Consider the following 12,501-nt stretch of genomic DNA (forward strand, 5'->3'; position numbering starts at 1 on the left):
CGATGGAACGCGGGTCCCGAGAATCGTTCACGCGCATGGGTACGTTGGGGATCGAGGAGGAGTGCTTCGTCGTCGACGAGGACGGCCGCCCCACCAGCGGGACCGACGAACTCGTCTACGAACACGATCCGCCGGAGATCCTCGAGGGGCGGCTGGATCACGAACTGTTCAAGTTCGTCATCGAGACCCAGACGCCGCTGATCGAAGAGCCCGGCGACGCCCGCGACTCGCTGCTCGCGATCCGGCGGGCGCTTCTCGAACACGCCGAAAATTACGGCTACCGGATATCGGCCGCCGGCCTCCACCCGCTCGCGAAGTGGCGCGAACTCGAGCACGCGGAGAAACCGCGGTACCGCTCGCAACTCGATCGCATCCAGTATCCACAGCATCGGAACACGACGGCGGGCGTCCACGTCCACGTCGGCGTCGACGACGCGGACAAGGCGGTCTGGATCGCCAACGAACTCCGATGGTACGTGCCGATCATGCTCGCGCTGTCGGCGAACTCGCCGTATTGGAACGGCTTCGACACCGGCCTCCAGTCCGCCCGCGCGAAGATTTTCGAGGCGCTTCCCAACACCGGGATGCCCACCTACTTCGAAGATTTCGAGGCGTTCGACCGGTTCGAGCGACGGATGCTCGAGACCGAATCGATCAACGACCGGGGCGAACTCTGGTACGACGTGCGCCCGCACACGGCTCACGGCACGGTCGAACTCCGAACGCCGGACGGACAGGCCGATCCCGAAATCGTGCTGGCGTTCGTCGAGTACGCCCACGCGCTCGTCGAGGCGCTGGCCGAGGCCTACGAGGACGGGACGAGCGGGCACCGCCACCGCCGGGAACTGCTCGACGAAAACAAGTGGCGGGCCATCCGCTACGGGCAGGACGCCTCCTTCATCGACCGCGAACTCGAGGGGACCGTCGACCTGGGCGAACTCGTCGACCGCGAGTGCGAGCGGCTGGGAATCGACGGCATCAAGCGCGTCTACGAGCGCGAGAGCGGCGCGGATCGACAGCGACGGTTGCTCGAGGAGGACGGGGCGGACGCGCTGTGCGAATCGCTGTTCCTGCGAGACGAGGTGTAGTCCCGCCAGTCGATCGGTTCCGGTCGGAGGATCACGGCCGACCGCCCGCACTCGTCGATATCTGGGTTCTCCGGCGGAGATAGTAGCCACTGCAGGTCAATGAGCCCGATCGCACGATAGCCGTGCGATCAGCGTGCGAATAGTCACAGTGGCGACTATAGTTCGATCGACGCCCTTGCCCGAAGCGGAGCGTCGCGCCACCCGCTACGATCCGCTACCCCGATACCCCCGCCCCCGCAAAGGTTTAACTCCGCGCGAAGCCTCATCCTGTACGAGCAGACACATGAGTTCCGACGACACTGACGAGCACCCGGGCGACGGTGCGAACGACGGAGACGAATCGCTCGAGGGGTCGACCGATTTCGTCGACCACGAGGGAGAGGAGTTCGGCCGAAACCCGACGGTCGAAGAACTCGATCAGCGGATCGTCGACTTGCTGTCGTGGATTCTGGACACGGAAACCCGCGCGAAGATCTACGTGTTCCTGTTGGCCAACCCCGGAAGCACCTCCGAGGAGGTCGCGAAGGGGACCGGGCTCTATCCCAGCACCGTCCGCGAAGCGCTGGCGGAGCTCCACGACGAAGAGCGCGTCACGCGAGAAAAGCGTGCCAACGAGGGGGCCGGGAACAACCCCTACGAGTACACGGCGATCCAGCCGAGCGACCTCGTCGGCGGGGTCGTCGATCAGGTCCAGCGGGAGCTGAATACCATCTTCACCCTCGATCGGGTCCTCGACCGGGAGGAAGAACGCGAGCCCAGCGTCGAACCCGGAGACGACGTCGAACCGGTGACGATCACCGTCGACGACACGGCGCCGATGCCGCCCGAGGAATCGGAATCGAACGACGATTCCGACGCCGGGGCCGGCACCGACGTCGTCGAGTTCGAAGACGACGACATCGACGACGAAGACGACGATTAGGCCGTCGTCCGAACCGTCACTCCGCCTCGAGTTCGAGGATCTCGGGTCGCTCGAGTTCGAGGTCCCGATCGACCGCCTCGACGGTCGTCGTCGGCCAGCGGTCCGTCGCCGTCAGGACCTCGAGTTCGTCGTCGGTGACGAGGACCGTGTCCTCGCTTTTCGCGCCCCGGACGGTCGGGTTCCACGCGTAGGCCATCGGCGTTTCGACGGTGGCATCGTGCTCCGGCGTGGCGATCCACTCCCGGCCGGCGAAGCCAGCGGCCCCGCCCTGATGGTGGTGTTCCCACTCGCCCTCGTAGCCGACTCCGTCGTAGGCGTTCTGGATGGCGGCGAAGACGTCGCCTGCGGTGCCGTCGCTTCCGTCCCCACGCCGTTCGTTCGTCGCCTCCGCCCGGGTCGCCGCCAGCGCCGTCGCCTCGACGCGAGCGGCGGCTTCGTGGCGCTCAGCGAGCCACGACGGCGGATCGAAGGCGACGGTACGGGTACAGCTCGCGTGAAGCCCGGCCCGCTGGGCGGTCACGGAGACGAGCGCGTAGTCGCCGAGTTCGGCCTCGGTCGGCGTGTAGTGGCGGTACTGCTGGGCGCGTTCCGATCCACCCACGAGCACGACGGGGGCTTCGATGTCCCGCGCCGAGAGGGCGATCCGCAGGGCGGAGGCCACTTCGTGTTCCGTATCTCCCGACTGGAGTTCCCGGCAGACCGCCTCGACGGCCGACGCCGTCTGCTCGCCGAGTTCGCGATACCGCTCTCGGTCCCGCTCGGTCAGCGGTTGACGAAGTGCGGTCGGATCGACCTCTTCGAAGCCGGGGATCTCGACGTCCGCTGCGGCCCGTTCCTCGCTCCCGACGGCGTCTTCGATCGCGTCCGCCAGGGACGACGCGTACCAGGGAAACCGCTCGACCGAGACCTCGTCGGACTCGAGGTCGGGGAGCTCTTCGGCCGCGATGCGATCGGCTTCGATATTGTTCGTCACGAGAGTGAAGTCGTCGCCGTCGTACCCGACTGCAGCGACGCCGGTATCGCCCTCCCGATCGATCACGCTGTTGCCGCCGGTGAGCCACGCAAACGAGTTCGGGCGGGCGAACCAGACCGAGTCGAGATCGTGGGACTCGAGGAAGGCCTCGAGTCGCTCGCGTTTGTCCATGTCAGGTGCTGGCGAGGGCGACTCTTGAATGCGGCGAACACTGAGCCGTCGGCCGCTCCCGGACCCGTCCGAGCCCGTCGGCACGTGGCTCGAGTAACAGGTCGGACGCCGATACGCGACTCCCGACCGGGGTGATTCGATGCGGGTCGATAAAAACAGGCAGTTTCGGGAAACTACCGATTCCCGTCGCGATACGAGTCGACTCTCGATTCGGCTCTCACCTCCCGTTCCATCGAACCGACTCGTTCGAATCCGCGATCAGGGCCGTTTCGATCGCGTATAGATCCATTAATTAAAATATATATTTTTGTGATAGCTACGGTGAAATTCAAGTAACAGGGAATGAAATCGACCCTATCGAAATGCGGGCATCGTATCAAAACGCAAATATTCGCGGAGGGAACGAGTCGACGCTCCTCCGATTTACGACCGACGATGGAACGCGGGCCTGCATTCTCGTCGACGCCGGTGACGGCGTCGATCTCGATTCGTTGCTCGCGGACGACGAATATCTAAGCGCCGTCCTTCTCACGCACGCACACATCGACCACTACCGGACGCTCACCAGAAACGTTCGACACAGCGCGCCGATTTATGCGACGCCGGCGACGGCGACCGTTCTCGAGCACGCACTGCCGGAAGCGCGGAAGGACAACGACCTCGGCGACGTCTCCGCCGCCCTCGATGCGCTCGAGCCGATCGACGACTGGACGTCGATCCTCCACGACCTCGAGGTGCGGCCGGTCAGTGCCGGCCATACACCCGGTGGGGCGGGCTTCGTAATTCGCTTTTACGACGAGAACGGAAGCGGCGAACTCCTGAACGGCGAACGGCACGTTTTGATAACGGGAGATTTCACGACGCGCCCCTGTGCGGGGTTTCCGGGACTGGAATCGAACTACCCGTTCGATATCGATACCGTGTTTCTGAACGCGTCGACCGAGGACTCCTATCCGACCGCGCTCAACGATTCGATACAGACGATTCTCGAGCGGGCGTACGCCGGCTCTCGAGTCGTCGTCGCCACGAGCTCGTTGACCGGCGTTCAGTACGCGACGCTGTTGCGACACGTCACGGCAGCGCTCGATCGCGACCTTCCGATTACGCTCGTCGGACAGGCGGCCAAACTCCACAACGGACTCGAGTTGGACAGTTCCGGTATCGACACGCGGGAAGTGTTCGACCGACCCGCGGCAGTACTCGAGAGCGGCCGCGTGACGATCTGCGGTCCCGATACGCCGACGCGAGGCAGCGCGTCTCGACTCCTGGGTGCGATCGAGGACGATCCCGCCGGGGTCTTTCTCCAGATCGCGACGGGAAGCGCCGAGACGGTTTCGAACGTGCGCTGTACGACGCGGTACGTCGAACTCCGGAACCACCCCGCCGCGGAAACGATCGACGAGTTCGTCCGCGATCTCGCTCCGAGGCACGTCGTGGTCAAGCACGCGCGGGGAGAGACGCTCAAGCGATTCCAGCGTCGCTTCGATCACTGTTTCACGTGGGGGACGAACGACGAGGAGATCCACCGCTTCTACCGGGACGGAGAGTGGCTCGCTCCCGGATGGATCGCCGAGACCACCGCGAGACAGATCCGAACGAACAGACGGGCTCTCGTCCGGGACCAGCCGTTCGATGCCGACGGGACGTTGCCGCCCGTTCGGCGGGGACCGGTCGACCTCGACGCGGAAGGCATCGATCTCGACCCGCTCGAGAACGCCTTTCGTAGCACATCGAAAGACCCCTACGCGGCTTCGGATACGGATGCGACACCCGCGGATATCGAGGCTGCGACCACGCCCGCCGATACCGACGTAGAGACGGCAGCTGCCGATCCAGCGATGAATCGGGGAGGGGGTGACGGCGACGGGTCGGTCGAGGCGGAACTCCTCGAGCGGCTCGAGGATATCGAAGCGAAGCTGGATTCTTCGGACGAAACCGTTCGGGCACGCGTTCTCACTGACGGAGACAGCGAGCAGTTCCTGCGGCTACTGGAACGGGCCGACGTCGACGCGGGGGACGTAGTCGAGATCGCGATCTCTCGATCGGGCACCGAATCCGAGTCCGAGTCTGAGTCTGAGTCTGAGTCTGAGTCTGAGTAGTCGAACCGATCCGGGTTCGTCCGGTGGGTCGTTACCCTACGCGGACACGGATCGCACGATACTCGTGACCGAGCGCTGACATTCAGTAGTCCCGGAGCGCCGTTCGATGCCTCCCATCGAACGTCGGAACCTCCCGTTTGCCGCGCGGATTCGGCGATCCCACTGGATCGGATGACTCGGTCAACATAAGTACGGTCCGTCCTAACCCCCGACTGAACGACCGTGTCGTACGATACTCACGCGCCCGATTCGAGACTCCGATCGGCGATCGACCGGTTCGGCTTTCCGCACGTGGTGACCGCGACGCTCGTGTTGGTCGCAGCGACGATTCTGCTGGGGATCGCAGCGAAGGCGACCGGCTCGGGGCTCGCCTGCGAGGCCAACTGGCCCCAGTGCGACGCCGGTCCGTACAACCTGTTCCCGGGGAGCCTGCCGAGTTTCTACGAGTGGTTCCACCGGTTCGTCGCGATGTTCGCCGGCTTCGCCATCATCGGCTCCGCGCTCGCGGCGTGGCGACTCCCCGACGTCGACCGTCGCGTGACCGGGCTGCTCGTCCTCGGGATGGCCCTGACGCCGGTGCAGGTCGCACTCGGCCGCGAAACCGTCCAGCAGTACACGATAAACGTCCTCTCGTTGCACTTCTGGACCGCCGTCGCGATCTTTACGCTGTTCCTCGTCGCGACCGTCCTGGTCTGGGAATCGCGGCTGACAGGCACCCACGTCACCGGCGCGCTCGCGCTCGGTATCGTGGCGCTCCCCGTTCACGTCGTGCTCAGCCCCGTCGTCGGCTCGGCGATCTCCTCGTACTCGCCGACGATGCAGATGACCCAGTACGGCGTGACCCTCACCCTGTTGGGCGCGGCCGTCGTTGCGATGATGATCGGTCGCCGTCGCTTCACCGGCCGCGCCGTCGTCCCGCTGCTGGCGGCACCGCCGCTCGTGATCGGCGTCCTCTTCGTCGGCCGACAGGCGGTCAATCCGGCCCTCGAGGTTCCCTATCTGATCGCCGCCGCCCTGCTCTTCGTGACCTTCGTGGCGGGGCTCGTGCTCACTCGCGGCGACACCGGTGCGACGAACGCCTCCGACGCGCTCTCGCGGTAGGTGCGGATCGAGTTCGACGACGTTTCGCAGACGTGTTAACCGACAGTGACGGCGATAGCGGTTCCGGCGAGCGCGGCACCGACGCCGAGTCCCAACAGCACGTAGTTGGCGAGGGGGTTCGCGGCGGTCGTGACGTCCAGCGAGTACCGGCGGCGGGAAACCGGCCAGAACGGGCGAATCCCCATCGGCGTCAGCGCATCCACGATGAGGTGCGAGCCGATCGAGACGAGTCCGACGAGAAACCCGAAGGAGACGAATCCGGCGTCGGCAAACGCCGAGGACGCATCGACGAGGACGGCGGTCAGCGCGGCGAGCCCGGCACTCACGAGCAGCGCGAACGCGATCGTGTGCGTGGGGCCGCGGTGGTCGATCAGCGGGAGTCGATGATCGTAGTCGGGAAGCGTCGCGAGTGCGACACAGACCAGGCCGCCGACCAGCGCGACCTCCGCGTGACCCCCCAGCGAGACGACGGTGCCGAGCGGCGCGTACGCCAGCAATGCACCGCCGTAGTGTCCCACCTGGTACATGTCCGACGGGAACGAACGAACGGATGATAAAGCCACCGTCGTTTGGCCAGTCGCCCCCGTTCGGAGCAGCCCCCAACGACCTCTCGGACCGCAGCCGTGATCGCTGGGGTTTTGATCTCCGATCGCCTCCTCACGTTCGTGAAAAACGTCACCGAGAGGACGAGTAACCCGTTCGGACTCCGACCGCCCTTCGACCGGTCCGACCCCGGCGACCGGACGGCCGTCTTCGGCTACGGTGACGCCAACGCCGACTTCCACGTCGTCGGTGACTTCCCCGGCGTCCACGGCGGCGAAACGACCGGCGTCCCCTTCACCGAGACCGAAGACGGAGTCGCGATCCAGGAGGTCCTCCGCGAGACCGGCTTCGCGAGCGGCCCGCGAGACGAACCCGTCCTCGAGAACTGCTTCTGTAGCTACGTCCACATGTGTAGCCTCCCGGACGGGCAGGCACCGACCGAAGCGGACTACGCCGACCTCGAGCGCTTCTTCGACGCCGAGCTTCGCGCGATCAACGCGCACATCCTCCTCCCGGTCGGTGCCCGCGCGACCGACCACGTCCTCCGGGAGTATACGACCCAGCGCCACCGATTCGAGCTCGACATGGCGTCGCTGCACGCCCGCGACGTTCGCGGACGCGGCTTCATGGTCGTCCCGATCCAGGAGCCGGTCGAGTGGGTCGACGGCGACCGCGAGGCGATCGTCTCGAAACTCGAGGCGATACTGACGAGCGATTACCGCCAGACGAAAGGCGTCGCGACGACGGTCGGGTGAGAGGAAGCGGGAGCGATCGCTTACGACTCCGCTTTCGGCGCGAAGACGACGAGCGCCGTACTGTCGTCGACCGCGTAGGGTGACACGTCCTGATCGCCGTCGAACTGGACGAGATCGCCCGGCTCGAGGTCGTAGACGTCGTCGCCGAGCGTGAGTTCGACGGCACCGCTGAGGACGTGCAAGACGACGTTCGATTCCGGATGGCGGTGTTTCGGAACGCGTTCGTCCGCAGCGAGTTGCAGTCGAACGGTTCGCGGGGCATGTTCGTCGAATACCTCTGCATGGGGCGCTTTCTCGAGGGACTCGAGCGACGTAGCGTCGGGCATAGACGAAACGAGACGGTCGAGCGACTTGTCTTCGTGTCCGTATATGTTCGGCCAATTACCACACAGTATCGCAGCAGCACCGAACGAACGGTCTCGCTCGAGCCAGACCTGTCCGTCGGGTTCCGTACTAAGGGGGGGGGGCGAACAGTGATCGGCGCTCTGTCGGCCGTTTTCCGTCCGTGCGAACCGGCGGCCCGGGCCTTCATTTAAATAGTATCGGAGAACATGTTCTCGGGACTTCCCGCTTCGTAAGAACCGGCTCACCCCGTTATACGTCGGCCCTTCTTACGTCCGGTTGTTATGAGCGATCGAATCGGCGCACCCGGATTGGGGCTATCGCGACGCGAATTCGTTGCTGCGACCGGCGGCGCGGCCGCATTGACCGGACTGGCCGGCTGCATGAGCCAGGGGGCGACCCAAGAGTCCGTGCCGGCGAATTCGACGGAAGAGTCCACCGACTCGTCCGAACCCGAGCTGCCGTGGACGAGTTCGCCGGAGGTCGTCCAGGTCGACGAGCAGGGCGGCAGCGTGACGCTGCAGTCCGTGACTGCTCAGCACGCCGTCCACCCGATGGACTCGATGGGCGGCCCCGTAGAGCTCCCGCAGGTCTGGGCGTTCAAAGCCGACGACGGGAAGCCGAGCGTTCCCGGGCCGATCCTCCGGACGACGGAGGGCAACGACATGGAAGTGACGCTCGACAACACGGGGAACGACCACCCGCACACGCTCCACTTCCACGGCGCGAAGAAGACCTGGGAGAACGACGGCGTCCCCACGACGACCGGCGTTCGTGTCGATCCGGGCGAGAAGCACACCTACACTATCCCCGCGAACGTCCCGGGCACCCACCTCTATCACTGCCACTACCAGACCCATCGCCACATCGATATGGGGATGTACGGGATCTTCCGCGTCGATCCGAAGGGGTACGAACCCGCGGACAAGGAGTACTTCTTCACGCTGAAGGACTGGGACTCGCGCGTGAACCGTCAGATGGCCGGCGAGGACGTCGAGTACAGCGCTCGCAATCGCAACCCCGACGTGTTCACGATCAACGGAAAGAGCCTCCCGCGGACGCTCCACCCGGAGGAAGGCTCCCCGATCATCGTCGACCACGGCGACACCGTCCGCCTCCACATGGCCAACGCGGGCTACATGTCTCACCCGATGCACACGCACAACCACCGGTTCCGGCTCGTGGAGAAAGACGGCGGGCAGCTCCCCGATGCGGCCCAGTACGAGCAGGACGTCACCAACGTCGCACCCGCGGAACGCCACACGATCGAGTTCGAGGCCGACGCCGATCCGGGCATCTACCTCATGCACTGCCACAAGGTCGACCACGCCATGAACGGCGAGTCGTATCCCGGCGGGATGGTCAACGGGATCGTCTACCGCGACGCGATGGATACCGACATCTTCGCGAACCTCATGGAGTACGCGGGCTACGAAGGATAGTTACGGCCGACTTTCCCGCTCCGACCGAGCGTCCGATCCGCCGGTCGCCGGCCCCACGTCGGCCAACTGTCGGCGACCTGATGCGGTGATCTCGTACCGTCGGCCTCCGATAGAACGAATAGCACCGTCCGCCTGCAGGCGCTCACACGCCCCCTCGACCGTGATCGGATGATCGTCTACCTGCGCGGCGAGATCGACGACGGAGGACGGGTCGTCGACCAGCGAGTCGAGGACGCGTCTCTCGAGGGCCCTCCGGGACGTCATCCCTCACGAGCCTCGCCGTACGCGTCGAGCAGTTCCCGATACCGGTTCCGGACCGTGACCGAACTCACGCCCGTTTCCTCGCCGACCGTTTCCTGCGTCAGTCCGTCGTTCGTGAGCCGAGCGGCCCCGTAAATCGCCGCCGCGGCGAGCCCCGCGGGGCTCCGGCCGCTGTGGAGGTCTCGCGCTTTGGCCGCCTCGAGGATCTCTCGAGCGAGATGTTCGGCGTCGTCGCTGACCTCGAGTGCCGAGGCGTACTGCGGGAGGTAGTGGATGGGGTCGGCGGGCTCGATTTGCAACCCGAGTTCGCCGGAGAGGTAGCGATAGGCCCGCTGGACGGGGAGTTTGTCGACGCGACTCACTGACGCGAACGCGACCAGCGTGCGCGGCGTTCCGTGCTGTCGAGCGGCCGCGTAGAGACAGGCCGTCGCCATCGCCTCGATCGATCGGCCGGGGAGCAAGCTCTCTTCGACGGCGCGCCGATACAACACGCCGGCGGTTTCGCGACACGGCTCCGGCAGTCCGAGCGCGGACGCCATGCGCTCGATCTCGCCGAAGGCGTGTTTCAGGTTCCGCTCTGCGGCGTTCTTCGAGGTGAAGCGTTCGTTCCACGTCCGCAATCGCTTGAACTGTTCGCGCTTTCGCCCCGAGAGGCGGTTTCCGTACGCGTCCTCGTCCCGCCAGCCGATCGTCGTACTGAGTCCCTTGTCGTGTCTCAGCGTCGATTCCGGTGGGCCGACTCGCCGTCGATCGTCGCCGTCGTCATCGAAACTCCGCCATTCCGGGCCGTAATCGATCGCGTCGGAATCGAGGACGAGGCCGCAGTCGGAACACGTTCGTTCGCCGTGTTCCTCGTCGTGGCGGATCGAGCCGGTGCATTCCGGACACTCCGACTCCCGCCGCTCGGGAGCGGGCTGGCGCTCGCGGTTGCGGGTCGATCCCCCGTCAGCCGTATCGACGATCGTCTGAGTCATGGGCACTGTGTCCACCGGGGTCCGTTCCCCGGTCGTGTGCGACATCTTCGCTTGGATTGCAGTGGAGCGACAGTATCAACGATCGGTGGATTCCCAGCGCGTGGGAACGGCACCGGCGGTCGTCGTTTCGGAGAGCTGATCACCGGATTCGAGAGGAACAACGTTTATTCGCTCCGAGACGACAGCACACACAGATGAGTCGTGACGGAGACCGGACCGAGGACGACAGCGAGGAGGCCGTCGACCCGACGCTCGAGGCGGACGACGACCGGGTCGAACTCGGGCTGGCACTGCTCGCCCGGCTCGAGCACGAATCGCTTCCGCTCGCCGACGCCGTCGACCGAATCGAGACGGTCACGACCGATCCGACGGTGACGCGGACGATCCTCGACGAGGCCGAACTCCGCGGGCTGATCGAGCGTGACGATGGGATTATCCGCCCGAAGAGCCGCCAGTACGTTCGGTTCGAGCAGGACGTCATCACGAAGGAGGGAGAGTTCACCTGTCGACGCTGTGGCTCCAGTCTCTCGACCGGCCACTTCATGGCTCTCGAGGCCGGCGAACTCGGCCCCTTCGGCTCCTCGTGTATCCGAAAAGTGACTGGACGGGAGTAGCGTTACCGTCCCTGCCGGAGTTCCGCGATCAACTGCTCGATCGTCTCCTGTTGTTGCTCGATAACCTCCGTCTGGCGCTCGACGGCGGCCTCGAGCGTCTCGATTCGCTCGAGCAGTTCGGGATCGGTTTTCGGCGTGGCCGTCCCGGAGTCGCTGTTCGCCGCTTCGATCGCGGCCTCGGCGGCCGAGGCGTCCGTCTCGACTGCGTCCTCGAAGATCGAGCCGGTCTCCGCCTCCGGGGGTTTCGTCTCGGACTCGGGATCGCCAGTCCGTTCGTTCGGTGTCGATTCACCCCGCATCGCCGACTGTGAGCGCTGATTCTCGTTCTCGGCGGAGTCCGTTCTCGTCGGCTCCGCGCTCGCACCGACGTCAGCACCCGCGTCGGCGAGCGGGTCGGTCGATCCGGACCGCTCCGCCTCGGCCGCCCCCTCGTCGATTACATCGCGATCGTCGGGATCGGGCGGGTCGGCATCGAGCGGATCCACGCCGCCGCCGAAGTCGACCGACCCCTCGTTACTGGTCGTCTCCTCGTCCTCGTCGCCGATCGCCTCGTTGAGTTCCTCGAGCGAACCGACGTCGTGATAGTCGAACAGCGCCCGCTGGAGCCGTTCGCGGAGATCGTTCGCTTCCTCGTTCGGTGCCTTGATCCGCTGGGGGCGGCCGTCGGCCACCAGCACGATCTGGGTGGCGACGCTGCCGTCCTCGAACGAGAGGTTGGTCACGTCTCCGAAGTGGTACTCCTCGTAGTCGCCGTCCCAGACCGCGCCGCCGATGTGTTTGACGAGTCGGTCGCTCGTGATGATCAGGGTGAGCTCGCTGAAGCGATACGTCTTGACGACCGTCTCGCCGGCGTCGGTGATGTCGTTGCCGTTCAACACGCCCGCGAGGACCGGATGCAACACGTCGTCGGTCGTTCCGGACGGCACGGTAAACGATCGTTCGCCGTCGAGGGCGTACTCGAGGGTGAACTTGGTCTTGCGCCGCCCTTCGGAGATGGTTAGCCGGTCGGCATCGTGTGGAAATTCCTTTGCCGATTCGTCGCTCAGGAGGCCGTCAGCGCGGTACACGATCGTCCTCGTGGGGGTGATGAAGAGCTCGTCGTCGCTGCCAAGAGAGACGCGCGCCGCGATCTCCTCGCCATCGAGGGTAGAGTGGACGATACCGGGAACGCTCATGCAGCGCAGTTCGTAACAACATGTGATAAATCCGTGGGTGA

At 65.4% G+C, this 12,501-nt stretch carries 13 protein-coding genes; 7 read left to right on the forward strand and 6 right to left on the reverse strand.

Going from position 1 to position 12,501, the window contains the following annotated elements; translation table 11 throughout:
* The first annotated feature begins 2 nt into the window (after positions 1–2).
* Entirely contained in the window at positions 3–1,088 is a 1,086-nt protein-coding gene (locus NDI89_RS15780; RefSeq protein WP_277522815.1) for a glutamate--cysteine ligase, read from the forward strand.
* A gap of 283 nt (positions 1,089–1,371) precedes the next feature.
* A complete protein-coding gene (locus tag NDI89_RS15785) occupies positions 1,372–2,010 on the forward strand; it encodes a helix-turn-helix domain-containing protein (RefSeq protein ID WP_277522818.1) in 639 nt (212 codons plus the stop codon).
* A gap of 16 nt (positions 2,011–2,026) precedes the next feature.
* On the opposite strand, the gene NDI89_RS15790 is transcribed toward NDI89_RS15785, so the two are convergent.
* Positions 2,027–3,154 (reverse strand): M24 family metallopeptidase, encoded by a 1,128-nt coding sequence (locus tag NDI89_RS15790; protein ID WP_277522820.1) that lies wholly within the window; start codon positions 3,152–3,154, stop codon positions 2,027–2,029.
* A gap of 362 nt (positions 3,155–3,516) precedes the next feature.
* Here NDI89_RS15790 and NDI89_RS15795 point away from each other — a divergent pair, with 362 nt between their 5' ends.
* Both NDI89_RS15795 and NDI89_RS15800 read left to right on the forward strand, forming a co-directional pair.
* On the forward strand, positions 3,517–5,253 hold the full coding sequence (locus NDI89_RS15795; protein WP_277522822.1) for an MBL fold metallo-hydrolase: 1,737 nt from the start codon (positions 3,517–3,519) through the stop codon (positions 5,251–5,253).
* A 222-nt stretch (positions 5,254–5,475) separates the two neighbouring features.
* Positions 5,476–6,354: a COX15/CtaA family protein gene (locus NDI89_RS15800; protein ID WP_277522823.1), complete on the forward strand. Its 879-nt coding sequence runs from the start codon at positions 5,476–5,478 to the stop codon at positions 6,352–6,354.
* Positions 6,355–6,389: 35 nt separating this feature from the next.
* Here the strand turns inward: NDI89_RS15800 and NDI89_RS15805 are convergent, their stop codons facing one another.
* Positions 6,390–6,881 (reverse strand): metal-dependent hydrolase, encoded by a 492-nt coding sequence (locus NDI89_RS15805; protein ID WP_277522824.1) that lies wholly within the window; start codon positions 6,879–6,881, stop codon positions 6,390–6,392.
* 138 nt (positions 6,882–7,019) lie between these two features.
* Here NDI89_RS15805 and NDI89_RS15810 point away from each other — a divergent pair, with 138 nt between their 5' ends.
* On the forward strand, positions 7,020–7,652 hold the full coding sequence (locus tag NDI89_RS15810; RefSeq protein ID WP_277522825.1) for a uracil-DNA glycosylase family protein: 633 nt from the start codon (positions 7,020–7,022) through the stop codon (positions 7,650–7,652).
* Positions 7,653–7,672: 20 nt separating this feature from the next.
* On the opposite strand, the gene NDI89_RS15815 is transcribed toward NDI89_RS15810, so the two are convergent.
* Positions 7,673–7,978, reverse strand: a complete 306-nt coding sequence (locus tag NDI89_RS15815; protein WP_277522826.1) for a cupin domain-containing protein — start codon at positions 7,976–7,978, stop codon at positions 7,673–7,675.
* A 300-nt stretch (positions 7,979–8,278) separates the two neighbouring features.
* On the opposite strand from NDI89_RS15815, the gene NDI89_RS15820 reads away from it, so the two are divergent.
* Positions 8,279–9,436, forward strand: a complete 1,158-nt coding sequence (locus NDI89_RS15820; protein WP_277522827.1) for a multicopper oxidase domain-containing protein — start codon at positions 8,279–8,281, stop codon at positions 9,434–9,436.
* On the opposite strand, the gene NDI89_RS15825 is transcribed toward NDI89_RS15820, so the two are convergent.
* The gene (locus tag NDI89_RS15825) at positions 9,437–9,700 is read right to left on the reverse strand and encodes a MarR family transcriptional regulator (RefSeq protein WP_277522828.1); all 264 of its coding nucleotides are present in this window, start codon (positions 9,698–9,700) and stop codon (positions 9,437–9,439) included.
* Positions 9,697–10,671 carry a transcription initiation factor IIB gene (locus NDI89_RS15830; protein WP_277522829.1) on the reverse strand — a complete coding sequence of 325 codons (975 nt, stop codon included), beginning with the start codon at positions 10,669–10,671 and terminating at the stop codon, positions 9,697–9,699. The genes NDI89_RS15825 and NDI89_RS15830 overlap by 4 nt, the downstream gene beginning before the upstream one ends.
* A 194-nt stretch (positions 10,672–10,865) precedes the next feature.
* On the opposite strand from NDI89_RS15830, the gene NDI89_RS15835 reads away from it, so the two are divergent.
* Entirely contained in the window at positions 10,866–11,285 is a 420-nt protein-coding gene (locus NDI89_RS15835; protein ID WP_277522830.1) for a DUF5830 family protein, read from the forward strand.
* A 2-nt stretch (positions 11,286–11,287) separates the two neighbouring features.
* Here the strand turns inward: NDI89_RS15835 and NDI89_RS15840 are convergent, their stop codons facing one another.
* A complete protein-coding gene (locus NDI89_RS15840; protein WP_277522831.1) occupies positions 11,288–12,460 on the reverse strand; it encodes a DUF7115 domain-containing protein in 1,173 nt (390 codons plus the stop codon).
* Positions 12,461–12,501 lie beyond the last annotated feature (41 nt).

This window comes from Natrinema salsiterrestre, from assembly GCF_029502005.1.
In the GTDB taxonomy this organism is placed as follows: Archaea; Halobacteriota; Halobacteria; order Halobacteriales; family Natrialbaceae; genus Natrinema; species Natrinema salsiterrestre.

Coding starts and splice junctions, on each gene's coding strand:
- NDI89_RS15780 (WP_277522815.1), top strand. CDS start 3: ATGGAACGCGGGTCCCGAGAATCGTTCACGCGCATGGGTACGTTGGGG.
- NDI89_RS15785 (WP_277522818.1), top strand. CDS start 1,372: ATGAGTTCCGACGACACTGACGAGCACCCGGGCGACGGTGCGAACGAC.
- NDI89_RS15790 (WP_277522820.1), bottom strand. CDS start 3,154: ATGGACAAACGCGAGCGACTCGAGGCCTTCCTCGAGTCCCACGATCTC.
- NDI89_RS15795 (WP_277522822.1), top strand. CDS start 3,517: ATGCGGGCATCGTATCAAAACGCAAATATTCGCGGAGGGAACGAGTCG.
- NDI89_RS15805 (WP_277522824.1), bottom strand. CDS start 6,881: ATGTACCAGGTGGGACACTACGGCGGTGCATTGCTGGCGTACGCGCCG.
- NDI89_RS15815 (WP_277522826.1), bottom strand. CDS start 7,978: ATGCCCGACGCTACGTCGCTCGAGTCCCTCGAGAAAGCGCCCCATGCA.
- NDI89_RS15820 (WP_277522827.1), top strand. CDS start 8,279: ATGAGCGATCGAATCGGCGCACCCGGATTGGGGCTATCGCGACGCGAA.
- NDI89_RS15825 (WP_277522828.1), bottom strand. CDS start 9,700: ATGACGTCCCGGAGGGCCCTCGAGAGACGCGTCCTCGACTCGCTGGTC.
- NDI89_RS15830 (WP_277522829.1), bottom strand. CDS start 10,671: ATGACTCAGACGATCGTCGATACGGCTGACGGGGGATCGACCCGCAAC.
- NDI89_RS15835 (WP_277522830.1), top strand. CDS start 10,866: ATGAGTCGTGACGGAGACCGGACCGAGGACGACAGCGAGGAGGCCGTC.
- NDI89_RS15840 (WP_277522831.1), bottom strand. CDS start 12,460: ATGAGCGTTCCCGGTATCGTCCACTCTACCCTCGATGGCGAGGAGATC.